This window comes from Dyadobacter psychrotolerans, from assembly GCF_004349265.1.
Lineage (GTDB): Bacteria > Bacteroidota > Bacteroidia > Cytophagales > Spirosomataceae > Dyadobacter > Dyadobacter psychrotolerans.
The window spans coordinates 93,375-118,773 of sequence record NZ_SMFL01000014.1 but is presented as its reverse complement, the minus strand read 5'-3'; the positions used below and the strand labels follow the sequence as shown (position 1 = coordinate 118,773).

Sequence of the window (25,399 nt, the reverse complement as noted above, 5' to 3'; positions counted from 1 at the left end):
TCAGGGTCAAATCCAACTACTTGAATCATTTCTTAACCACAATTTTATGAGTTTACACATTGCCAAACACTCATCTGCTTACTGGCAGGTGACGCTGGACAACCCGCCGCTGAATTTAATGGATCCCGAAATGATCAAAGATCTTGAGGATCTTATGGATACACTTGAAGCAGACAAAGAAATCAAAGTGGTAGTCTTTGACAGCGCCAATCCCGATTATTTCATGGCTCATATAGATCTGGTCCGCTCGGCGGAATTCGATCTTTCTGCCGGACCTTCCGGATTCTCTCCCTGGCCGGCCGTTGCACGCCGGCTGGAACTCGCACCATTTATCACAATCGGATTAATACGTGGCCGGGCAAGGGGGGTGGGAAGCGAGTTTCTTCAGGCACTCGACATTCGATTTGCAAGCAGGGAAAAAGCAAAGCTTGCCCAGATTGAAGTTGGGTGTGGTCTGATTCCGGGTGGGGGTGGACTGGAAAGGTTACCAAAGATGATTGGCAGGGCGCGCGCTTTGGAAGTAATTATCGGAGCGGATGACTTCGATGCTGACAGGGCTGAACTGTATGGGTGGGTTAACCGCTCGATTGCTGATTCAGAACTGGATGAATATGTCGACCGCTTTGCCAGACGTCTCGAAGGGTTTGAAGCTGCAGCCATGGCTGCTGCCAAAAAGGTCATATATGAAAGGACGGGATTGGCAACCGTTGAACAGTTCAGCGAAACACAGGAGATCTTTTTCAAAGCCATCAACTGGCCTGGCACGCAGGCAAGAATTCAAGACATTTTCTCTAAAGGCTTTCAGCAACCAGGCGATTTTGAATTGAATATGGGAGAGAGATTAGGTCCGCAGTAAACTATGATTCGGTTCTTGAATTAATTTTAAATACAACTAAAATGAAGCATATCATTCTTACCGGGAGCAGTAGCGGATTTGGCATGATTACAGCTCAGGTCCTGGCAAAAAGTGGACATCAGGTGTATGCCACCATGAGAAACATTCATACATCGAATGCAGACACCGCCAAAAATCTGCGTCATTGGGCTGAACAGCAGCATGTTAATATTCAAATCGTGGAACTCGATGTTACCAGTGATGTTTCGGTCGAAAAAGCGGTTCGTGAAATTCTTTCCCATTCGGAAGGAAAAATAGATGTCTTGATCAACAATGCAGGATCCGCGTTCATTGGTTTAAATGAAACCCTTAGTGCAACCCAGACGGATCAGATGTTCCAGATCAATGTGATTGGTGTCGACCGGATGATCAAAGCGGTTTTGCCTTTTATGCATCTTCAAAAGAATGGGTTAATCATTACACTTTCAAGTGTTGCTTCCCGCCAGCCCATACCCATCATGGGAGCTTACGGCGCGACAAAAGCGGCAGTTGATGCCTTATCCGTCAGTTACTATTACGAACTGATGTCGTCGGGGATTGATGTCGCTATTGTTCAGCCAGGGGCCTATCCTTCGACCGACATTTTTACCCGGCAGGCCATTCCCGCAAACCCTGACAGCGAAAAATATTATGGTGCAGATATGCGAAAATTCAAAGCGTCAGTCGTAAACCTGTTTACACCTGGCCCTGAAAATCCGGATACGGCCGAGGTCGCAGGTGTCATTGCAGAATTGATCGGTCAGGAAAAGGGGCAAAGGCAGCTGTGGACAATTATCAATGGCGGACCATTAGCGGATTCAATCTCTGAGACGAATCAATCAATCCGGCAGATAGTGGATACTATCCTGTATGCTGCCGGCGTGGCAAAACAAAGCCCGTCACTGCAAAATCACCATTAAAACTCATTTAAAAATGAAGTTACTACTATTGAAATGCCTTTTTTTACTGACCGCCCTGATGTGTCAGACAACCGCTTTTTCACAGACACAAAACGACAGTCTTCTCAAAACTGTCGATTCCAAAACCGTTGTTTTTATTACTGGTGCATTTGTTAGTAACAGTGGCTGGGATGAATGGAAAACTTATTTTGAAAGCAAAGGTTATAAGACCATTGCACCTGCATGGCCTTACAAGGAAGGTAGTGCCGAAAACTTAAGAAGTCGTCATCCCGACAAGGATCTTGCTTCCCTTAGTCTGAAATCCGTTGTAGATTATCATGCGGATCTGATATCAAAACTGCCCGAAAAACCAATCTTAATCGGTCATTCGTTTGGAGGGCTCATCGTTCAGTTATTATTGCAGAGAGGTATAGGTGCAGCAGGCATTGCTTATCATTCCGTTCCACCAAAGGGCGTAATTACTTTAAAACATTCTTTCATCAAATCGCTATGGGCGCCGCTAGGGATTTTTAAGTCTGCTAAAAAGCCCTTTCTGATGTCTTTCAAGCAGTGGCAGTATGCATTCACCAACGGAATGCCGCTGGATCAGCAAAAAATGTACTACGACAAACTTGTTATTCCTGAATCACGCGTGCTGATGCGAGGCGCTTTGAAGAAGACGGGTAAAGTAGATTTTAAAAAGCCACTTGCTCCCTTGCTGTTTGTTTCCGGATCTGAGGATCATATTATGCCTGCTTCCTTAAACAAGAAAACATATAAACGCTACAAAAAGAAGGGTTCAAAAGCTGCAGTGATCGATTACAAAGAGTTCAAAGGGACCAATCACCTGGCCATGTCGCAACCCAACTGGAAGGATGACGCGGATTATATCATCTCATGGGTAAACAGTCATTAATCAGGTTTTGTTACAAGTACCCTGACCATCTTTAAACACATAGCTCATGTTGAAACTGACTTTTTTTAAAGTAATGATCATTGGCCTGGGACTTACAGGAATGCTGAACGCAACCGTTCTGGTGAATTATAAAGATACTTCTTTACTCAAGCCAGTAAATGAGGACGACAGGGAAAAATCATTGAAAGCGTTTGGTACTGTTATGGAAGTAATTAAAAGTCCACGATGTATAAACTGTCATCCGACCAATGATATTCCCCGCCAAGGTAATGTACACCGTTTGCATCCTTTCAATGTTAATCGTGGGGAAGACGACCATGGAGGACTTGTACAAAAATGTGCTACCTGCCATCACAAGGAAAATAACGGTTATACAAACGTACCGGGAGCGCCGCATTGGGGACTTGCTCCAAAAACCATGGGCTGGTTTGGACTCACCGATGTTGAGATTGCACATGCATTATTGGATAAAAGTAAAAACGGAGGGCGAAGCCCCGCTGATCTGGTTAAACACATGAGTACGGACTCTTTGGTTTTGTGGGCATGGAATCCTGGGAAAGGCCGCTCCGCTCCGCCAGTTCCGGTTGATGAATTCAGAAAAGCATTGGATGAATGGTTAGAGACCGGAGCGCATATTCCGGATAAATAGTATGAAGTCTCTTGGGTTAACGCCGGTCTCTAATCAATAATTACCCACTCATGAAAATAGATTTTGAAATTAACGGGAAAGCCACATCTGTGGATGTGGACCCTCAGATGCCGCTGCTATGGGTAGTCCGGGATGAGCTGAACCTGAAAGCAACAAAATACGGTTGCGGCAAGGCGATGTGCGGCGCATGTACGCTGCATGTAGATGGAGATATATTTCGTTCCTGCTCGTTGGCTGTGGAATATGTTTCCGGGAAATCGGTAACGACTCTGGAAGGTTTATCAAAAAACGAAGGTCATCTGCATCCGGTACAGCAGGCATGGATTGATGAAAACGTTCCGCAATGCGGTTATTGTCAGCCTGGTTTTATGATGGCGGCGGCGAAACTCATCACAGTAATCCCAAATCCGACCGACCAGGATATTAAGGCCAATATCAGCAACATCTGTCGTTGTGGTACGCATCCACGTATTATCAAAGCGATTAAAAGAGCAGCACAAATTCAGCAAACTACAACACTGATATCCGATGGAAAAGCAAAAGAATGAGGGGAAATCTTCCCGCAGAAAATTTTTGCAGACAGGCGCTATCATATTGGGCGGAACCATTGTTGCTACTTATCTGGGACGTGGGCCGCTGCGCCGATTTGCCGCCGAAACCGCAGAATCACTCGATACTCCACTTCTGGTTTCTACTTACAAGCCCGACTTTTGGTTTGAGGTTTTGACTGATAACACGATTTTGCTGAAATCACCAAAAGTAGAAATGGGGCAGGGCATTTTCACCGGGCTGGCAATGCTTGCAGCCGAAGAACTGGAAGTTTCTGTCAGTCAGATCAGGGTAGAACATGCCGGTTCGTCCAATGGTCCGATGGATTTGACTTTAACCGGTGGAAGCAGCTCTACGAGTTCTTTGTATGTACCGATCAGGGAGGTAGCGGCCACCATGAGAGAGATGTTAAAAAATGCTGCTGGTAAATATTGGAATGTTCAACCAGGCTCAATAAATGTCAAAGAAGGCATTTTGACATCAGGAAAAAACAGCATGAGTTATGCCGAGATATCTGCCTTAACCAAAGACTGGGATGTTCCCGATACGCCTGCTTTGAAATCTGTATCTGACTTCAAGTATGTAGGAACTAATGTGAAACGTATTGATCTTATCCCCAAAGTAATGGGGAAACCAATTTTTGGCATTGATTATACATTTCCTGATATGGTTTATGCACTCATCCTGCAATCACCTTACATCAATGGAACCATCAAAAGTCTGGACACAAAAAAAGCAGCTGAATCTGCCGGTGTGATCAAAGTCATTGAAGAGAAGGACCTGGTGGCAGTGGTTGCAAAAACAAGGTATGCAGCCGAGATGGCCCTGAGGCTTATAGAGGCAGATTGGGATATTCCCCGCAAATGGCAGCAAGCCGATTTTGAACAAATTGTGAAAGTGGGTAACGGAAATGCAGTCCATATCCAGGATGACGGAAGTGCAGAATCGCTTATCAACGAAAATCCTGGCAGCGCATTCAGACAAGAATACCGCACGCCTATGGCTGCCCATGCACAAATGGAGCCGAACGGAACGGTTGCTTGGGTGGAAAAAGACAGTGCAAAAATAGTGATCGGAACACAAATGCCCGGTATGGTTGCCAGGGCGGTTGCGAAAGCATTGGATTTAGATCCTGAGCAGGTCAATCTGCAGGTTGCGTATTCAGGAGGTGGATTTGGTAGGAGGGGAATGGTAAATAATGCTGTTCATGCTGCCATAATTTCAAAGCTTATCGGCAAGCCGGTCCATGTTTTTAACACCAGGGAACAGGAATTTCAGAATGCGGTTTACAGGCCAAATACACATCACGTACTGGAAGCAAAGATAGGTCAGGGTGGTGAAATTGAGGCGATTGTACATAATCAGGCAACTCCTGATACGCTGGTAGAAGCCTTTGCGGGAAGTACCGCATTGTCCCTGCTTGGCGCCGATTTTCTGTCGTCCGGACATGGTGCAGGTTTGATTTACAATATTAAAAACAGGGCTGCAATTGTCTGGCAAAATAAGCTTCCAGTACGGACCGGGATCTGGCGGAGCGTTGGTATGTATCCCAATACGTTTGCTGTTGAAAGTTTTATGAATGAACTGGCCGTGAAGACCGGGAAGGATCCGTTTGAAATGCGGATCGTATTACTGAAAGGTACAGAAAAAGTAAATGAAAGGTATGTGCATGTATTGGAAACTTTACGTGAAAGAAGTGGCTGGGATTCACCTAAACCGCCGGGCAAAGGAAGAGGACTTGCCATTTGCAATGACAGAAAAACGATTGCTGCTGCGGTTATTGAAGTGCAGGTGATTGATAAAAGAATAAAAATCATAAAAGTTACCAATGTGATCGATGCGGGTTTGAGTATTAATCCGGAAGGCATCCGTCAGCAGGTCGAGGGTTGTGTAATGATGGGTATAAGTTCGGCTTTATATGAAGAACTGACCGTAAAAGATGGACAGATTGCTGCCAGTAATTATCATGAATATCCTCTGGCAACATTGGCAGATACCCCACAGATCGAAGTCATTATTTTGCAGGGAACAGATCAGCCTCTGGGAGTAGGGGAGCCTCCGATCGAACCAATTGCCCCCGCTATTGCAGCAGCTGTTTTCGATTTGACGGGGCAAAATCTGCGCTCTTTACCGCTGAGGATCTTATAATTAACAGCTCGGTTTAAGTGCATAATCCTACTGCCAGTATATTAAATCGTAATCATTTTTTAATATCTTAACAACATATCTATGGGCAGTATTCAATCCAAAACAATCCTATTCATCACCGGTGCATTTGTAAGCAACACTTGCTGGGACGAATGGCAAAAGTACTTTCAAAGCAAAGGATATTCAACATCTGCGCCTGCATGGCCTTATAAAGATGCAAGTGTTCAGGAGCTCAGGGCAAGACATCCGCATGGAGATAAAGAGCTTGCTCTGCTAACCCTTCATGAACTGGTTGAATACCATGTGGCCATTATCAAATCGCTCCCCGAAAAACCTATTGTGATCGGGCATTCTTTTGGCGGGCTGCTGACGCAGATTATGGTTAACCGGGATTTGACTGCTGCCGGCGTTGCCATTCATTCGGTTCCGCCGCTGGGTGTTTTTCCTTACGAGTTTTCATTTTTAAAGGCTGGCTGGAAATCACTGGGACTTTTCACTTCCATTGAGGAAACTTACATGATGTCTTTTGAAGACTGGCAATACGCTTTTGTTAACGGAATGCCGCTGGAAGAGCAGCAGGCAGCCTATGACACTTTCACGATTCCGGAATCAAAAACCATAGCGCGTGATGCATTGACCAGCGCAGCAAAAGTTGATTTTGAAAAAGCACATGCACCTTTGCTTCTTACCGCAGGAGACACAGATCATATTATGCCCGCACACTTAAATAACCGTAATTTCAAGGCTTATAAGAACAGCGAATCGGTTGTCGATTATAAAATGTCTCCTAACAAGAATCATTTTGTTCTGGGACTTCCTAGCTGGAAGGAGGACGCAGATTATATTCTGGACTGGATCGGCAGAAACTAGACCATCGATGATTATCAAAACCAGAGCCTACCTGAATTTTGGAGGCTTTTGTTTTGACAATCAGATTTTTGAATAAAGTCCTTTTTCCTTATTAATACCCAGCTTTTTTATTTTGTGATTGAGCGTGGATATGTTCAGGTCTAAAATTTCAGCAGCTCCTCCCGGCCCGGATAGTTTTCCGTCACAACTGTTGATTACTTCAATAATGTAGTCCCTTTCATTTTCTTCAAATGTTTTCACGGGCTGCGCTGGTTCTACAAACATTTCTGTCTCTACCATTCTTTTAACAGGCAGATTCATATCGTTGAGGGTATTGTTTTTTGTAACCAGGATATTCCGTTCGATCAAATGCTCGAGTTCTCTGACATTTCCCGGCCAGTCGTAGTCCATCAGTTCTTTCATCGCTTTTGCAGAGATATTACTGATTTTTTTTCCTGTGTTGCGGGCATACTTTTCAATAAAATGAGATACAAGTGCCGGTATATCATTTCGTCGTTCCCGCAGCGGAGGGAGTATGATCGGAAAAACATTGATTCTGTAAAACAGGTCCCTTCTGAACCGGCCTTCATCTACTTCCCTTTGCAGGTTTCTGTTTGTGGCGGCAATGATGCGGACATCGATTTTAATTGTTGACTTTCCGCCGACCCGTTCGATCTCTTTCTCCTGAATCGCCCTGAGTAGTTTCACCTGAAGATCCAGAGGCATTTCCCCGATTTCATCCAGAAACAGAGTCCCGTGATTGGCAAGCTCAAATTTGCCGATCCTGCGCTCGGTTGCGCCGGTAAAGCTCCCTTTTTCATGGCCAAACAATTCGCTTTCAATCAGACTTGCCGGCAAGGCAGCACAGTTTACTTTGACGAGTAATTTATCTTTTCTGGGAGATGAGTTGTGAAGTGCCCTGGCAACGAGTTCCTTCCCCGTGCCAGTCTCACCTAATACCAGGACAGTACTGTCAGCAAATGCTACCTGAGAGAGCAGTCTGAATACTTTCTGCATCTCGGGGCCGAACCCCACAATATCATCATAGGAATAACCGCCTCCCGCTTCCTGTTGCAGATAGAGATTCTCCTCTTCGAGCTGCTCTTTGTAGCTTTTTATCTCTTCAAACTGCTGATCAATCTTCTCATTGGCAATAATATTGGATACTGCGGTCGAAATATGATGAGAAAGCCGCAGAATCAGGTTCTGATCTTCTGATGAAAACGAATTTGCCTGTTCTGACATCAGAATGATCGCTCCCATAAATTCATTGTTGTTCTGTATTCTGATGCCTGCAATCTCGGCTATCCCGGCCCCAAGCATAAAATTGACGTGAGGCATTTGCATGGCTAACAGCTGTTCATAAGAAAATATGACTGCATTGTCCGAATCAACGAGAACATTATGAATGCCGTCTGACAGAGGAAATACAGCTGTTACAATCTGGCCGAAATCGGGATGCAGTTCCATTTTCGGACAATCGTAAATAAAAATCTTATAGGTGCTGTTTTCAGTACTGTAGTTCGATACGCAGATGTCCGAAAAAGGCAGGATTCGCTTAAGGTGTTTTTGGATTACGTGAAGCAGATCCCTTTTGTCACGAATAGAAGAAATTGCGTCACTGACCGAGAGCAGTATTTCGTTTTCGTTGTCTCTTCTTTTTATTTCTTCAAGAAAAATAATATTGGAGACAGCTACTGACAGCTGGTCGGAAATCCCCTTGATAATATTCAGATTGATATTCTCAAAGGATTCTGCCGACTCGGAAAGAATATTTAAAAAACCAATCACTTCATTGTTGGAGGTCAGCTTTACAACCAACATTTTTTTTATGCCTGACTGGTGAATGAATTCTGTGCCGCTGTGTTTGTTAGGGCTTTGCAGAGCATGCTCAATATCGATAAAGACCGGGCCGTCGGCTTTCATGGCAACCTCGTGAATACCATCTTCGACAGGGAATTCGCTGGTAAGAAGAGGTCCGAAATCCGGATGTAATCCTCTTTTATCGTGAACATTGTGGGCGAAGATTGTATATTTTTTCTTTGGGGCATTATAAAGTGCAATAGATACATCGTCAAAAGAAAGAAGATCGGTCAAACGGTGCCGGATAACGCGCATCAGATCCGTCCGGTCTTTCACTTTATCTATATCACCACTAAGAGAAAGTAATATCCGTGTCTCCTTTTCTCTGCTTTCAATATTTTCATTGGCAATAATATTAGAGACAGCTGTAGCAACCTGATTGGATACACCCTCTATGATGTCCAGATGATTGGCTGTAAAGAAATTGATCCTGTCAGAATAAAAATTCAGTATGCCAAAAACTTCGTTCTCGTTGCGTAGCGCAACTGCAACCACCTCTCTGATGCCAACCTCATAATGCATTTTCAATACATTGGGTATCTGGCCGAAAAGAGCCATCTCTTCCAAATTCATATAAACCGGCTTTTCAGATTGGATCACCAGTCTTGGGAAAGGCTCTACCGGATGATTTGCTTTAACAAAAGACGCATAGTTTGGATGATTCTTAAGCGTTGATGCTGGATCTGCAAGAAATGCCCTCAGATACTTCTGATCTTCAGAGATCAATACAATGTTGCTATAGGAAAAATAAAACAGTTTTTTTAACTCCAGACGCATCACTTCCAGTAAATCGCCCTGGTTTCTGATCTGGGCCATGCGCTGACTTAAATTCAGCAAAACCATTTTTTCTTTGTCTCTCTCTTGAATGTCTTCATTGAAAAGAACGTTGGATAGTGCCGTTGACAGATGATATGATATTCTTTCCAGAAGACCCGCTATCCTTTGGTCAAAATGTCCTTTGCGATTGGAATAAAATGCCAGGACTCCGATAGGTCTCTGATCAGCCGAGCGCAGGGCCAGAGCAATACCATGGCGCAGCCCGGTATTAAAGTGCATTTTCATGTAGGCAGGTGCGTTAACCCGTAAAGCTTCTTTTTCGATGTCCACAATTACTGAGCTCTCTGAGTCAAGAACAATGTTAAGAAACCCGTCGTTGACAACCACGCGCTGAGAAACGATGTGCTGATAATTTGGATCCGTTCTGCTTTGTGAATGCGGATCGAGCAGAAATGTGGTCAGATAGCTAAGATCGTCGCTGCATTTGAGGGCCAGGCTATGTGAAAAACTAAAAAGGCTGCGAAGTTTATTTTGAATAATATCCATCAAACCTGCCCGGTCTTTCACTCTTGCAATGTCATTGCTGAGCGCAAGCATCGTTTCTCTTTCTTTAACCCTGTTTTCTATTTCTTCCTGAGCCAGTATGTTTGCAACTGCCGGAGCGATAAGGCTTGCAATACTCTCCACAAGCCAGAAGTTATCTTCGGTAAACTGACCTTTCATATCAGAAAAAAAATCAACGAAACCGAACACTTCGTTCTCCTTCATCAGCCGGCAGCCAATCATCTCTCTGATGCCACTTTCGTAGATTACCTTACCTTGTGGCGGTAATGTGCCCATTTCTTCAAGCTGATCGAAATCAAAGAAAATGGCATGGTCAGAATTGATGATGATATTATCTATTCCGTTGGCAATAGGAAAGGTATCTGTTATCAGGTTATTGTAATCATTGTGTTTTTTGACTTTCGAATTGGGATCCAGCAGGAAAGCACGCAACGACACCTTGTCTTCGCTTAAAGTGCATATGGTGCAATGATAAAAGTAAAACAGCTTACCAAACTTTGTTTTAATCAGCGCGTTTAAATCCTCCTTGGCTCTTATTGAAGCAATGTCTTTACTGAGCGATAGCAGAATATTTTTGTACTCCAGCTCTTTTTGAAGTTGGTCAATACTTTTTTGCTGTGTAAGGCCGGGACCTGCTGATTCATGTAAAGCGTCACGCTGCTTTTCAATGCCGGGCTCTGTGTTGTCTGATGATTCGAACATACCTCTAAATTACGGCAAAACAAGCCAGCGTAAAAACGCATCCGTCAGTTTTTGACTTGAAAAGAGAAATTTCCATTCCTGCAACAGGCGGCTTTAAAGACTCCTTGAGCTGATAGCTCCTGCAGCGATGGAAGGCAGGTCTTCATTTTGCATGTGTCTGGAATTGGAAAGCAGGACTGTAAGTTACGTTCACAGGTAATCGTTATAAAAGCCACGTCCGGTTTTTACACCCAGGTAACCCGCGTCAACGTACTGATGAAGCAGTTGTCGAGGGCCGACAGGTAAATGCGGGTTTTCGGCAGCATAATGATTTTCAATGTCCAGCACCACATCCAGACCAACTTTATCCATTAACCGAAATGGGCCGATTTTGGTGTGCATATTGATCTGACACATTTGATCCAGTTCAGAAGGTGTTGAAACGCCCTGTGCAACCAGAGCCAGAGATTCACGCTTAATGGCAGCCCAAACCCTGTTAAAGATAAATCCGGTGCTTTCTTTTCTGGCTTCAAATGGAAATACACCGTATCTGGGCAGTTCTTCAAGCAAAAAATCGATCACTCCCCGATCTGTACTGCCGCTGGACATAATATCAATTGCATTTTGTGTGGGCGGCATATAAAAGTGCGCATTTAATACACGTTCAGGATGCTCAACAAAGTCCAGGAATTGACTTGTCGGATAGGAGGACGAATTACTGGCAATAATGGCATCGAAGTCCGCAAGTTTGTCGAGTTCGCCGAACACCTTTTTTTTAAGATCCAGACGTTCCGGAATGGCTTCAATAATGAGCCAGGCGTCTTTGAGTGCTATTGTCAGATCTCCACTGGAAAATATCCTTCCCTCAGTACCGCCCGGGACGCTCGCAGTTACTGCGGGCAGTTGTTGTTGTACAAATTCAACGGCCTGCTGCCGCTGTTCTTCGGAAAGGTCATAGATACGAACTTCTCCTCCTCGGGTGCAGAACATCAGGGCAATTCTGCGTCCAAGTGTACCTGCGCCGATCACGGTGACGGGGCGGTTTTCCAAATTAACGGGAAGAGAAAATGGATTTTTCTTTTCTGTTGCGTTTTGCATATCGTATAAATTGTAACGTGGAATATTGTTTGAATAGATTGACGGTAACAGATGAAAATTCAGCCCGTTGCTGCAATTTTGAAATTACAAGCCTTCGGCAAGCAATGCGATTCCGGTATATTTCCCTTCACCCGAAAAAAAGTAGCAGCACATATCTTCGTACATTTTCCTGCAGTAGAGATTCCCACCCAGATCGCCATAAAAAACACGGTTGTTTTTAATATCCAGTGCCAGTCCTATTGCCTCTTTTAGTCCGGAACAGAGTATTTCCGGTTCTGTGCAGGTCCCTGCGTTTACACTGGCGCGATTCAGTGAATTCCCTTTTGGCTCTGCACCGCGGTCAGTCCAGTAGAGCTCTCCGGTTTGCACATTTAAATCCAGATCGATTGGTTCTGGCAGATTTTCCCAGAGCAACTCCAGATCTTCACGGTAAGCGGGGTCTTCATCTTTTGGAATTTGCAGCCCGGCGCGAAATATTCTTCCCTTTCCGCCCTTTGAAGGTCCTTTCTGTGTCCAGTACAAATAGCCGTTTTTTGTATCAAGAGCTATTCCTACGCAGTGATTGGTTTGATCCAGCTGGTCAGACACGGTGTGTCCGGTTTGAACAAGGGTCGTAATGTTCGAGCCATCCAGCTTCGCGCGCATCACCCGCATTCCCTCTCTGTCGCACCAGTACATCAGGCCATTTTCTAAGTCAAGTTTTATTTGTTTAGGTGTAAAAGTGGTTCCAGGCGGAATAATTATCTTACGATTTGATCCGTCAAAATCCACTCTTTCTATGTATCCGTCGTTCTGATCATAGTGGTTGCCCATATTTGTCCAGTATATATGGCGTTTATCTGCGTCGAGGGCAATGCCGTCCGGGGTACCTCCACAGTTTTCCAGCACCACTGAATTTGATGAACCATCTGCACTAAACGCAAGTATTTTCCTGTTCCAGCCATCAAGTACAAATAGTGTTTGCTGACTGCTTGTTTGGTTTTCCATAGTCATAAGTTTTAAGAATGATCCTTAATTTTCCCATTCCGGTTTGGCTGCACCCCGTGGGAGCAGTGCATATTTATAATGTCCGGGTGTCTCAGACATCGCAACCTGCTCGGCAACTCCCTGATATGTGCCCAAGGGTGTTTCTGCGGAAAACAGCTCAGGATCCAAAAATGCGTGTTCCGGAAAACTACCAGCCGTAGCAGCAGCATAATTTTTATCGAAAATTCCCAGCTGATACATCCAAAGAATTGTTCGCGACAAACAGATATGGATTTTGTAACTTCCTCCTTCTTTGGCTCTTCGGATCAGGGTAGACACGATTCCGGTGGTAATCAGCCAGGCCACCAGATAATCATCAACTACCATGATTGAAGGCAGTTTTGGCTCCTGAAGTGATCCTTCCAATGCCATTACGCCGGTGGCCACTCCGGCAGAAACGTCAAAGCCGCCATAACCAGCCCAGGGGCCTTGTTGTCCAAAGAGCGAAACGGTAGCATGGATGATTCCCGGGTTGATAACAGCCATTTCCTCTGCGGACAGGCCGTATTTTTCCAGATACCCCATCCGCCGGTTTGCAAAGAAAATGTCGGCACCTTTTATTAACTCATGCATCCTGGCTTTGCCCTGCTCAGATGCCAGATCCAGTTTAGCCGACCTCATCCCTACATCGGCAGTTGCATACAAACTTTCCATCTCTACATCATTCAGCGACCATATGTTCAGAACGTCTGCACCGTGCAAAGCCAGTGCACGTCCCGTCCCGGCTCCGGCAATGACATGGCCCATGCCCAGCGCCCTGATTCCGTCCAAAGGCGCTTTGGCGTCCTCAGTAAATGGTATCGGGAGGGATTCTCCGATTTTTTCAATTTGTATGATGGGTAAATGTGACAGCACATTAAACTGTTTTGTTTCTAAAAACTCCTCGACACTGCGTAGTTTGGTCATGACCAGACCCGCCTGGTTTGCTTTTTCTTCGAGCTCGTCTGAGTTCCATTGGGCAATTGCACCGGCTATGGCCTCTTTGTCTTCCGGTACGTTCAGAAACCGCAATGTGGAAATTCTTAACCTGTTGTAGAAATCCAAAGGCATAACGTGTCTTCCATCTTTGGTTTTATAAAAATGTGGTGAAAACGGACTGGCCAGCTCAGTGGGAAAACCGGGGCTGAAACCATTTATTTTCTCCCATTTCCCCTGAAAAAACGGAGATAGCCGGTGAATTACTTTTCGGAGGTCGACCTCAATATCCTGGCCTTTGCCTGAACGGAGTTTCCACAATTTAGCTATTGCGACCGCCTTGGCGGCCAGTCCGATTGCTGTGGCTGAGGCAAACCGGATGGTACTGGGAACAATGGGATCTTTTCCGATGAATTTGATCTTTCCTCCCGTATCCTGAGCAGACAGGTCGAAGTTTTTCAGAAAGGATTCCAGTTCACCGTCAATATCGAAAGGCTCGTCTGCCGATACTGGGTTGTTGACTGATTTTAAAATTTGTTCTTTGAGCATGTTAACGGATCTTAACAGATGAAACTTCCGGTTGTGATAGCCTGGCTTATTAAGAAACTCGGCAGAGTTGTGATTACAAAGCTACCTGGACATCCCTGGGGTGACAATGGATAAATAAGGACTCTGTTTGTATCTATTTGACCTGGAATCAAAAGTTCGTTGACCGATGCCCGGCCTTTCAGGGTTGTTTGTAAACGGTTTTTCCCTTTTTAATACCCAGTTTTCTTATTTTTGAATTCAGGGTAGAAATGTTCATATCCAGTATTTCTGCTGCGCCGCCTCTTCCATATATTTTTCCATTGCATTTGTTGAGTACCCCAATGATGTAGTCCCGTTCATTTTCTTCAAAAGTCCTGGTAAAATCCTGCTGAGTAAAATCTTTCATTCCTTCGCTTTTCACAGGTAATCCGGTCTGATCGATCGTAGAGCCACTCGTCATAAGCACACTTCTTTCAATGAGATGTTCCAGTTCTCTGACGTTACCAGGCCAGTTGTAAGCCATCAATTCCTTCATCGCCCGGGATGAAATATTCATCATTTTTTTACCGGCGTTCTTAGAATATTTTCTCACAAAGTGAGTAGCCAGAGCGGATATGTCGTTTTTTCGGTCCCTTAATGGAGGAAGGACAATCGGAAAGACATTGATCCGGTAGAACAGATCGCTACGAAATCTGCGTTCGTCGACTTCTTTCTGCAGATTGCGGTTGGTCGCCGCGATCAGGCGAACGTTCGTTTTGATCGTCGATTTACCACCGACGCGCTCAATTTCCTTTTCCTGAATGGCGCGAAGCAGTTTTACCTGAAGATCTAAGGGCATTTCTCCTATCTCGTCGAGAAACAATGTGCCATTATTGGCCAGTTCAAACTTGCCTATTCTGCGCTCGGTTGCACCGGTAAAGCTGCCCTTTTCGTGGCCAAAAAGTTCACTTTCAATCAGATTAGCTGGTAGTGCAGCACAATTGACCTTCACCATCAGTTTGTCTTTTCTGGGAGATGCATTGTGAATCGCCCGGGCAATCAGCTCCTTGCCGGTTCCGGTCTCACCCAATATTAATACAGTGCTGTCAGCAAATGAGACCTGTGAGAGAAGCTGAAAAACCCCTTGCATTTCCGGTCCGAAGCCTACGATGTCATCATATGTGTAACCGCTGCCGACTTCCTGTTGTAAGTAAGACTTCTCTTCTTCGAGTTGCTGTCTGTAACTTTGGATTTCAAGTAAATGCTGTTGTATTTTTTCATTGGCTATAATGTTTGAGATTGCTACCGCAATCTGAGCAGATACACTTTTGAGAAGGTAATTATTTATAACCTCTGGCTGAATCCAGAATATACCGATGTACTCGCCAGCGAATTTGAGCGAGGTTCCAATAACGGCATCAATACCTAATTCTTTCCAGAAATAAATGTAATCCGGCGCAGTCCCTTTTTTAATCAGCTCGTCCAGATTGTAATACAGGGGTTCTTCTGAATATAATGTGACATCCCATATACCGTCGGCGATATCAATGTGCCTGGTGTTGAAGCTTTCGAACGCGGGGTGTCTGGTGTAGGCAGCGTCTGAATCCGACAGGTACCCCACACACGTTTTTTTGTCCTCATTTAAAATGGATATGACGTATTCCTTTAATATGCCAAGACTTTTCAACTGACGGTTTATCACCTTTGAGAGTCCGTTCTTATCTCTGATGGAGGCGATCTCGTTACTGAATGCCAATAAGACTGATTTTTCTTTTTCTCTTCTTTTTATTTCTTCATTGGCCATAATATTAGCCATTGCCGTTGAGAGATGGTGGGAAATACCATTGATAATGTTAATTGCATAATTATCAAAGCTATTTTTGTTGTCTGCAAACAGGATAAAACAGCAGACACTTCTTCGTTCGTTTCTCAGGGCACAGATCATAGTTTCTCTGCTTCCCAGATCATAATTCATCCGTAAATACAATGGTGTGGCTTCGGCTTTTTCACTGACATATTTTTCAAGATCAAATACAACCGGGAAACCTGACTGCAAAGCGATGTCATAGAAGCCATCATCTACCGGATTGGCCATCGTAACAGCCTGCCGGTACAGGGGGTGTTCCTGGGATTTTGATCCAGGGTCCAACAAAAAGCCATTGTATGCCTTTTGTTGTTCATCTAAGACGCCAATGACACTATGCGTAAATGGAAATAATCTTTTTAGTTGTGAGTTGATTACTTTCAACCAGTCGTTTTTGTCTTGAATATCAGACATTTGAGCGCCCAGTTCCAGCATGACTGATTTTTCGTGATCGCGCTGCTGCAATTCCTCTATGGCAATGATACTGGAAAACGCAATGGCCATTTCATCGGATACACTCCTTAACAAAGCAAGATTTTTTTCGGTAAAACTGTTTTTAACATCCGAATGCAACACAAATGCCCCCAAGAATCCTTCACTGTTTATCATGGGCAAAAAGAGCATATGTTTGATGCCCTTCTGGTGATTCATCAGTACATAGCTAACTTTATTTCCTTCATTGACAAGCTCCTCGAGATCAAAGAGAGATAATTGCTTGGTTTCAAAACATTTACCGGCGACTCCGTCATCCAGGGGAAGAGAGGTGCTGACTACTCTTTTATAGTGGGGGTGATCCTTGCTTAACGAACCCGGATCAGTTAAATAAATACGAAATGTTTTCTGGTCGTTATTGTAAATTCCAACCGATGTGTGCGTAAAATAAATCTGTTCTCTCAACTTGGCGTTAATCACCTCCAGCAACGCATTCTTATCCCGTACTTTGGCCATTTCATTTGTCAAAGCCAGTTTAAATGCCTTTTCAAGATCACGCTGTTCAATAGCCTGGTTGGCAATAATATTTGCAATGGCGGTAGAAAGCTGCGCGGATATTCCCTGTAATAAGCGCATGTTGACCTGGTCGGGCATCAGCCAGAAAACGCCTATATTTTTATTGCCTACTCTCAGCGGAGCTCCGATCACTTTCGTCAAGCCGATTTTTTTCCAGAATGCCGCGGCCGGCGGCACATTTTTGCGGTTAAGCAATTCATCCACATCATATTCCACAGGTCTGTCGGAGGCGAGCACTACGTCAAACAGACCATCTGCATTGGGAAGTTTTCTGCTTCCGATATTGAGAAATTCAGGATCGCGGGTGTAGGGCTCGTTGGGGTCAAACAGAAATCCTGAATGGGTAAAACCATCCTCGTTTACTACGCTTATGACGTATTTGGTCATCAGCCGCATGTTTCTCAACTTGTGATTCACAATGACAGAAAGGTCATCCTTACTCCGAACCGCCGCCATATCGTTGCTGAATGAAAGAAGCATGGTATTTTCCTGCTCCTTATTTTCAATGGATTCGTTGGCAATGATATTAGCAATTGCCGTAGAAAGGTGATGAGAAATTCCTTTAATAATCTGAATCGCGGCATTGTCAAAGTTTTCCACTCGGTCTGCAAACAAGATCAGACAACAGGGTGTGGAATTTTTATTTTGCAGGGAAACCACCAGCAATGCTCTTGAACCAAGCTGGTAATTCATTTGTATGTAAAGCGGCGGATCCAGTTTGATCAGACTGGAAAGGTCAATGACTACCGGATATTCACTGGCCAGACTCAGATCAACGATTCCATCATCTACCGGTATTTCACCATCAGTTGCATCCTGATAATCCTGATGAGATATGGATCTCGATGAGGGATCAAGTATATAACTTTTATAAAACTTTCGATCCTCAGAAAGCATTACTATAACGCTATGAGAAAATTGAATGGTTTTTTTTAGTCTTGAATTAATTTGATGCAGCCAATCTTCGGTGTTGCGAATACCTGCTATATCTTCACTCAAGGAGAGTAAAAGGTTTGCCTGATGGGTTTTTTGTTCAATTTGCCTGTATGCAGCCACCTCAGAAACTGCACCTGCAATTTGATAAGAAACGCTTTGTATCACGCCCAGTTCCCGCTGGCCGAAAACATCGGGATCATCAGAAAACAAAAATAAAGCACCGATAATTTTGCTTCTGCTAATGAGCCTTATAGCGGCAAAATGGATGTTCGCTTCTGAAATCGTGATCGTCTGCTCGGAGTTGATAATACTTTTTAAGACCGCGTCGCTGTTGACGGTCATGTTCGGGAAAGGCTGGGAGGATGTTTTTGATGCTCCTTCAAGAAGTTTAAAGGACTGGCTTTCCTGATCAAATAATGCGATAGAAATCTGTGAGAAGGGCAGCGCTTTTTTAAGGTGCTGCTCGAAGACCTCAGTCAGATTTTCGTTCTCTGAGATGGTTGACAATACTTTTGCTAAAGAATCTATCAACTGATTCTCTGAATTAGTTTTGTTACTGGAATTGGATGGCATTATTGTTTGTTTTATGTCAGGGATATTTATGAGGCTTCCGGGTAGGGATGCTTTCTGATCTGAAATAAAAGGACAATGCAAAGGATCATCAAGATAGATGCAAAGCGAAATATGTATCCTAATTCAACGTGCATATCGCGCAGAATTCCACCTGCATAAAGACCGGCGCCGCCTAAAACACAGGCAAAGAAGTTAAGAATTCCAAAGCCCGTAGCTCTGTAACGGGGTTGGGTGGTTAAAACCAGTATGGGCATAATGTTGGCGTCGCTGAATGCCCGGGTAAAGGCGTAGAGCATAAACAGAGCGACGGTTATGGGTAAAACGGAACTGTTGCTGGCAAAAAAGATGGCCGGTGCGGCAATACAAAGGCCTATGACAGGGACAAAAATTTGTGCATGGGCGTTGATACGAGCCCAGCGCGAAGTAAGAAAACCACCTGAAATGACACCCAGAATTGCGCAGGGGTATAGATACCCTGTCGCGTAAAAACCTGCCAGAGTTTGGGTTAAGTTAAACTGTTCCTTAAAAAACGTAGGCGTCCAGCCGATAACAATCCAGCCGATCACATATAAAAGCGCCCACAGCGCCAGTAAAAAGAGGTAGGAACGATGACTTAAAAGGCTTTTTACCGCATCGGAAAAATGGATCGCCGATGTGATTTTACTTTTTTGTGAGACTTTGGAAACATCCCGAAGAAAGAATGATAACAGAACTGCATAAGCCATTCCGATAGCGCCGAAAACCAGGAACGATGTATTCACTTTATATTGTTCTGCAATCCATCCACCCAGAAAAGCCAGGCTTTGACCGAGGGAAAAACCGGCGACATGAAGGCTTGTAGCAAGTGGAAGTGTAGAGCCTTTATGATAATCCACGATTAAGGCCATAGCAGCCGGAATATAACAAGCCTCTGTTACGCCAAGCAAAACTCGGGTAGCAAGCAGCTCCTGATAAGTTGTGGCAAAACCGGTTACCCAGGTAACAGCCGACCACGCAAACAGACTGACGATGATAACCCGGCTTCGTTTGAAATGGTCAGCAAGAAAACCTGCGAAAGGACTTAAAATTCCGTACACCCACAGAAAGACAGAAGTCAACAGCCCGAACTGCGCATCAGTCATCGGGTATTGCTCAATGACTGAACTTCTCATGGTTGTCAGCATAGTCCGGTCGAGGTAATTAAGACAGCCAGCCAGGCATAGTAAGGCAACAACCCGCCATGCTCCTGATTTTAGTTCAGGGGCTAATTTAATTGTTTCAAATGACATAGAATTTACTTTTTATAGCGGGTTTTTCCTTTGCGGATCCCGAGTTTTTTAATTTTAGAATTCAGCGTCGATATATTCAGATCCAGTAATTCAGCTGCACCCCCGCGGCCGTAAATCCTTCCATCGCATCTGTTGAGGATGTCAATGATATAGTCTCTTTCATTTTCCTGATAAGTCTTGATATGAAGCGAGGCGCTGTAATCTTTCTGCTGGGATGCTATGTCGGGCAAATGCATCTGTCTTAGTATGCCATTACTATTCATCAGCACGCTGCGCTCTATCAGATGTTCAAGTTCCCGTACATTGCCAGGCCAGTTGTAAGCCATCAATTGTTGCATCGCACCAGCTGATATGCTCGTGATTTTTTTTCCGGTATTCCTGGCATATTTTTTTATAAAGTGGGCGGCCAATGCCGGTATGTCATCTTTACGGTCGCGAAGAGGAGGTAGGGTGATCGGAAAGACATTGATCCTGTAATACAGGTCCCTGCGAAACCACCCTGCTTCAACTTCCTGCTGCAAATTGCGGTTCGTCGCCGCTATGATGCGAACATCGGTTTTAATGACTGCTGTTCCGCCAACCCGCTCAATTTCCTTTTCCTGAATAGCCCTGAGCAGTTTTACCTGAAGATCAAGCGGCATTTCTCCGATCTCATCTAAGAATAAGGTTCCGTGATTAGCCAGTTCAAATTTGCCGATCCGACGTTCGGTAGCGCCGGTAAAACTGCCTTTTTCATGGCCAAACAATTCACTTTCAATCAGGTTGGCTGGCAGCGCAGCGCAGTTTACCTTCACCATCAGTTTGTTTTTACGGGAAGATGAATTGTGAAGTGCCCTGGCTACCAGTTCCTTGCCGGTACCGGTTTCTCCCAAAATCAACACCGTGCTATTTGCAAATGACACCTGAGAGAGAAGACCAAAAACCTTCTGCATTTCAGTGCCAAAACCTACGATATCATCGTAAGTGAGCCCTGCACTGACTTCCTGCTGCAGGTAGAGTTTCTCTTCTTCGAGCTGTTGTTTGTAACGGTTGATCTGCTCGAGCTGCGAAGCTATTTTTTCATTGGCGATCAGGTTAGCAATGGCTTTTGAAAACTGAAAAGAGATCTTTTGAAGCAAACTTTTACTTTGAGCAAAAGCATTTTTCTGTTCCGAAAGCAGCATGAACAAACCTATGATTTGATCTCCGTCGGTCAGCTTCACACGGATGTATTCGCTGATTCCCATCTGATGAATCTGCTGACCCCATTGGAATTCAGAATCAACAAGATCGTCAACATTGACAATGATCGGTTGATGAGAATAATCTATGATCTCTTCATTTTCAGGTATCTCAGTTCGGATCATCGCCTGAAATTCTTGACTTTCCAGTACTTGATCCCGGGCATGGAAAATATATGTCTTATATGTTCTGGCGCTGGTGTTGTAAATGACAATATGACTGTCTGTGTAATTGAAATATTTTTTTAGGGAAACAGAGATGATTTTCAAAATGTCATTCTTTTCCTTTACAGCTACGAGTTCATTGCTGATTTCGAGCAGAATCCGGTTTTCTTCATCGCGGCGGCTAATGTCTTCCAGATATAGAATTTTAGAAATAGCGGTCGATAAATGATAGGAGATGCCCTTTATCAGCGCGCGGTAATTTTCTGAGAAACCATTGATGGTGTCATTGTATAAGGCTAATATTCCCAATGGCTGCTGGTCCGACCGGCGCAATGTCACACACATGATCTGCTTTACGCCTGTTCTCAAATTTAATTGCAGACAATCTGGTGAGCCTTCTTTCCCTGCTTCTGCTAATACATCAAATATAAAAGGATCTTTGGAGGAAAGTATCCTGTCTAAAAACTCATCATTAACAGCCAGCCATCCCGAAGCGATATGTTGATAATCAGGGTCGTGCCTGCTGATTGAATCAGGATCCAAAATTAAAGGTGATAACTGTTGTCCATCTTCACTTAATGTTAGAATCATACTGTGCGTAAAGTAGAACAGCTTTTTCAACGATTTGTTAAATACATCAAGCAGGTCGTTTCTATTATTTACGCTCGCAATCGCGTCACTGATAAAAAGCAGCGCATCGGCTTCTCTGATCTTCTTTTCAACCTGCTCGCCGGCAATAATGTTTGCGATAGCCGGAGAAATCAACGTAGCAATCCCAGCGATCAACCAAAGGTCGCGCTGTGTAAAATTATTTTTCCTGTCCGAATAAAACCAGATCGATGCGAACCGTTCCTGATCCATAGACAACGCAGCTCCAACGACTTCCATAATGCCCGACTCACGCATGATCCTTACATGCCATGGTATTTTGTCGGTCTCGCCGAGCGCATCAAAGTCAATGATTAGCGGAACGTCGGAATTCAGTACACGGTCGTCGAAACCATTGTGAAGAACAATAGGCTGAGTGATCAGGTGCTGGTATTTTTCATGAATTTTAATCCTGGAATCAGGATCCAGGAGAAATGCCCGGAATGTCTTTTTGTCTTCGTTTACAATGGCAATGGTACAATGGTAAAAATAAAAAAGCTTACTAAATGTTTCTTTGATTAATTTATTAAGGTCTTTTTTTGCCCTGATTTTAACTATTTCTTTACTTAGCGAAAGCAGGGTACCTTTTTCTTCAAGTGCTTCCCGCATCAGCGAGATCTCTTCTTCGGGTGACACTTCGTGCGCCTCAGATATAGCTTCTATGTAGGTTTGTTTTGTAAAAAAATCTTTGCCCTCAACTTCCGGTCCCTGCATATTCATGACTCTTTAATTGCTTGTTACAGAATGTTGTTACTAAATATAATCAGTTGTAGCGTCAGTTCTGCTATTATTACCTTATAATGAACCAGGTTTTTTATTCTTGGCAGCAACATTTACTTTAAGTTCCACAGAATATAAACGCCCAATTGATGGAGAGGCAACAAACTCAATTTGTTTTGTGTTAAAAGCATTGCTAATACTGCCGTTCAGACTCATCAGTTCAGATACTTTATATCCAGCGGAAATGTCAAAAGTCGTAAAACCGCCAATGGGTCCCCAGTCAAAATTTTTGGCATAATAACGTGGCTGGTCGTTGATGGGATTTTTACCTCCGTACACCATTCCCCTTTTTCCTTTGCCTTCCCTGGTACCGATCTGGCTCCCCGAGTACATGTCAAACTGCTGGACCCACCGGGCAGAAATGTTACAGAAGACTTTGCTATGCAACAGATCCTGAATAGAAATGCTGCCCATAATCCTGTTTTTTGGCGCATTTAAACTACGCTCATCGACGGCTACGTAGCCATCTTTGTTGGCATCGTTTTTAATATTTTCACTGGTAATGTCTGATCCGAACCAGGAATATTTTAAAGCTATACTAATCTTACTGTTAGCATAATAATTCAGGCCGGCATCTGCGCCGTAGGACGAAACTTCTCCATAATTGAAGTAGGTGGAAAAAGCGGCTCCATTTAGTATTCCTGAGTTAGTGACGGTTCCTGGAAACAGCAATGTATTGGTTTCGATCGGAAAATCCCCAACGCTCACAGTCCTTCCACCTACCGAAATGGCAGGGCTGAGGAAATTCTTACTTTTGCCGTAATATGCATTTACATCCACATAAATCTTTTTGGTGACTTTTCCCTTGTAGCCCAGCTCCCAGGTATTTATTTGTTCGGGACTCAAAGGTGTAGTCTTAGTAATGGCGGCTGGGTCGTTGGTGTTGGCCCCGTTAGGAATATACTTAACACCGTTCCCATTACCGAATATCAGTCCGAAAACGCTGGCACGCTGAAAGAGAATGATCGGTGCAGCAAAGGCCCTGCCCCATGTCAGCCGCATTGCGCCGGATCCGATTCCTTTCACCAGTCCGAATTTTGGGGAAAACATTTCACCGAACAGACTGTGATGATCTATCCTGGCCGCGGCGGTAAATTTGACATCGCCAGGCAATGTTTTTTCAAGCTGTAAAGCCGCACCGTATTGAGTAATATCGACCTTTTGAACTTTATCAACCAGAATTGACCCGTACGTGTCAGGCTCGTCTTTCTGATAAGTGGCACTTGCAATTAAGAATAAACCGGCATGTTCGAAGTCATAATTATACTGTATTTCCGAATTAAGCCTTTTGGAATTTTCTTTAAATACATTGCCTACGCGCATGGCATATTCTTCGGCCTGATCCGGTGCCAAATAACCCGTAGCCGCAAAAGCTGGATTGGCCGGATCTGTAATGGTGCTGTGGGTACGGTTCCAGAAATCTCGGGTGTAGCTGGCAACACCGAAGGACTTCCCTGCATCAGCCCAGGTTTGGTAGAACTGAACAAACAGATGCGGAGTGACAAATCGTCCCTGAAGAAAGGTGAATATCCAGTCCTGCTGGTAGTTGCGGGTCAGGTTTGTTACGTTCAAATAAGTGCTGTTGCTTCTGCCGTAGGTAAGCGCCGCGTAGGATCGCGGTGTGAAGTTGTAAAACAAATGTGCTTCGCCTTTGATATACTTAAACTGATACGATGAAATCCTTTCAGGAATCACTACTGCGGGACCGTAAACACCTCCGCCGGCGTAAACACTGTCTTTAAAATTAAAGTCTTTACCAGTGGTGTACTCTCCGGTAACCTTATAGGCCCAGTGTTCATTAATCTTGGTGGCATGCCTGAACCTTCCGCTAAACACCTGTTGGTTGCCTGCCGTAAGCGCAACAGTAGTACCCTGGTATTTTCTTGGATCTTTGGTGATGGTATTGAAAATTCCGTTGTGTGCGTTCGGGCCATAAAGGGCTGAGTTAGGTCCCAGGACAATCTCAAGGCGTTCGATATCTTCCTTGACTACGGTATTCATCATACCTGGCGGCAAACCGTTTGCTCCCGCAAGCATACTGTTACGGCCATCTGTCATTTGCAAGATCTTGGTATTAAATGCACTGTTAAATCCCCTTGCATTAATACTGATGCTGTTGACACCAGTCCTGACAAATTCAACTCCCTGTATTTTAGACAGCAATTCAGCCGGATTAAAAGATGCACTTTCTTCCAGGTCACTGGCACTAATGACACTGATGGTTGCCGGCGCGCGGGTTATTTTTTCAGGACGTCTGGATGAGGTAATAACTACTTCATCCCCTGCGATAGGGCGTATGGATAATTTTATGGTAATTTCGTTAGTTGAGTTTGCCTTGATTTTTAAATTTTCAACTACATCTGCGTAACCCACAAAAGAAATTTTCAATGTGATCCGGCCAGCTCTGAGATCTGTAAAAGAGAAATCCCCGGCGCTGTCTGTAGCAGTACCGGTACCCGTTTCCAGGATCAGAATATTGGCACCGGCCATGGGCAAACCTTCGGCATCGTTCACCTTACCGGTGACTCGTCCGGTTGATTGCGCCAGACAGGTAGCCTGGCAGGCGATGATACAGAATAAAATAAAATATAGGTTTTTCATAGGAGTGAGCGGCGGATTTGC

At 44.3% G+C, this 25,399-nt stretch carries 15 protein-coding genes; 7 read left to right on the top strand and 8 right to left on the bottom strand.

What is annotated here, in order from left to right:
- The first annotated feature begins 46 nt into the window (after positions 1 to 46).
- From E0F88_RS27335 to E0F88_RS27305, 7 genes are all read left to right on the top strand, one after another.
- Positions 47 to 856 carry an enoyl-CoA hydratase/isomerase family protein gene (locus E0F88_RS27335; RefSeq protein ID WP_131961517.1) on the top strand — a complete coding sequence of 270 codons (810 nt, stop codon included), beginning with the start codon at positions 47 to 49 and terminating at the stop codon, positions 854 to 856.
- Between the two features lie 41 nt (positions 857 to 897).
- Positions 898 to 1,794 carry an SDR family NAD(P)-dependent oxidoreductase gene (locus E0F88_RS27330; protein WP_131961515.1) on the top strand — a complete coding sequence of 299 codons (897 nt, stop codon included), beginning with the start codon at positions 898 to 900 and terminating at the stop codon, positions 1,792 to 1,794.
- A gap of 13 nt (positions 1,795 to 1,807) precedes the next feature.
- Entirely contained in the window at positions 1,808 to 2,689 is an 882-nt protein-coding gene (locus E0F88_RS27325) for an alpha/beta hydrolase (protein WP_229213932.1), read from the top strand.
- 46 nt (positions 2,690 to 2,735) lie between these two features.
- Positions 2,736 to 3,338 carry a hypothetical protein gene (locus E0F88_RS27320; RefSeq protein WP_131961513.1) on the top strand — a complete coding sequence of 201 codons (603 nt, stop codon included), beginning with the start codon at positions 2,736 to 2,738 and terminating at the stop codon, positions 3,336 to 3,338.
- Positions 3,339 to 3,388: 50 nt separating this feature from the next.
- Entirely contained in the window at positions 3,389 to 3,886 is a 498-nt protein-coding gene (locus tag E0F88_RS27315) for a (2Fe-2S)-binding protein (RefSeq protein ID WP_131961511.1), read from the top strand.
- Positions 3,867 to 6,035 (top strand): xanthine dehydrogenase family protein molybdopterin-binding subunit, encoded by a 2,169-nt coding sequence (locus E0F88_RS27310; protein ID WP_131961509.1) that lies wholly within the window; start codon positions 3,867 to 3,869, stop codon positions 6,033 to 6,035. The genes E0F88_RS27315 and E0F88_RS27310 overlap by 20 nt, the downstream gene beginning before the upstream one ends.
- Positions 6,036 to 6,116: 81 nt before the next feature.
- A complete protein-coding gene (locus E0F88_RS27305) occupies positions 6,117 to 6,905 on the top strand; it encodes an alpha/beta fold hydrolase (protein WP_131961507.1) in 789 nt (262 codons plus the stop codon).
- 60 nt (positions 6,906 to 6,965) lie between these two features.
- Here the strand turns inward: E0F88_RS27305 and E0F88_RS27300 are convergent, their stop codons facing one another.
- From E0F88_RS27300 to E0F88_RS27265, 8 genes are all read right to left on the bottom strand, one after another.
- Positions 6,966 to 10,790: a sigma 54-interacting transcriptional regulator gene (locus E0F88_RS27300; protein ID WP_131961505.1), complete on the bottom strand. Its 3,825-nt coding sequence runs from the start codon at positions 10,788 to 10,790 to the stop codon at positions 6,966 to 6,968.
- 189 nt (positions 10,791 to 10,979) lie between these two features.
- Complete coding sequence (locus E0F88_RS27295) at positions 10,980 to 11,867, bottom strand: 3-hydroxyacyl-CoA dehydrogenase family protein (RefSeq protein WP_131961503.1); 888 nt, start codon at positions 11,865 to 11,867, stop codon at positions 10,980 to 10,982.
- Between the two features lie 84 nt (positions 11,868 to 11,951).
- Positions 11,952 to 12,854 (bottom strand): YncE family protein, encoded by a 903-nt coding sequence (locus E0F88_RS27290; RefSeq protein ID WP_131961501.1) that lies wholly within the window; start codon positions 12,852 to 12,854, stop codon positions 11,952 to 11,954.
- 24 nt (positions 12,855 to 12,878) lie between these two features.
- The gene (locus E0F88_RS27285) at positions 12,879 to 14,357 is read right to left on the bottom strand and encodes a CoA transferase (protein WP_131961499.1); all 1,479 of its coding nucleotides are present in this window, start codon (positions 14,355 to 14,357) and stop codon (positions 12,879 to 12,881) included.
- A gap of 178 nt (positions 14,358 to 14,535) precedes the next feature.
- Positions 14,536 to 18,696 (bottom strand): sigma-54-dependent Fis family transcriptional regulator, encoded by a 4,161-nt coding sequence (locus tag E0F88_RS27280; RefSeq protein WP_131961497.1) that lies wholly within the window; start codon positions 18,694 to 18,696, stop codon positions 14,536 to 14,538.
- Between the two features lie 26 nt (positions 18,697 to 18,722).
- Positions 18,723 to 19,964 carry an MFS transporter gene (locus E0F88_RS27275; protein ID WP_131961495.1) on the bottom strand — a complete coding sequence of 414 codons (1,242 nt, stop codon included), beginning with the start codon at positions 19,962 to 19,964 and terminating at the stop codon, positions 18,723 to 18,725.
- A gap of 5 nt (positions 19,965 to 19,969) precedes the next feature.
- Positions 19,970 to 22,717 (bottom strand): sigma-54-dependent Fis family transcriptional regulator, encoded by a 2,748-nt coding sequence (locus E0F88_RS34110; protein WP_131961493.1) that lies wholly within the window; start codon positions 22,715 to 22,717, stop codon positions 19,970 to 19,972.
- 75 nt (positions 22,718 to 22,792) lie between these two features.
- Entirely contained in the window at positions 22,793 to 25,378 is a 2,586-nt protein-coding gene (locus tag E0F88_RS27265; RefSeq protein WP_131961491.1) for a TonB-dependent receptor, read from the bottom strand.
- Positions 25,379 to 25,399: the final 21 nt, after the last annotated feature.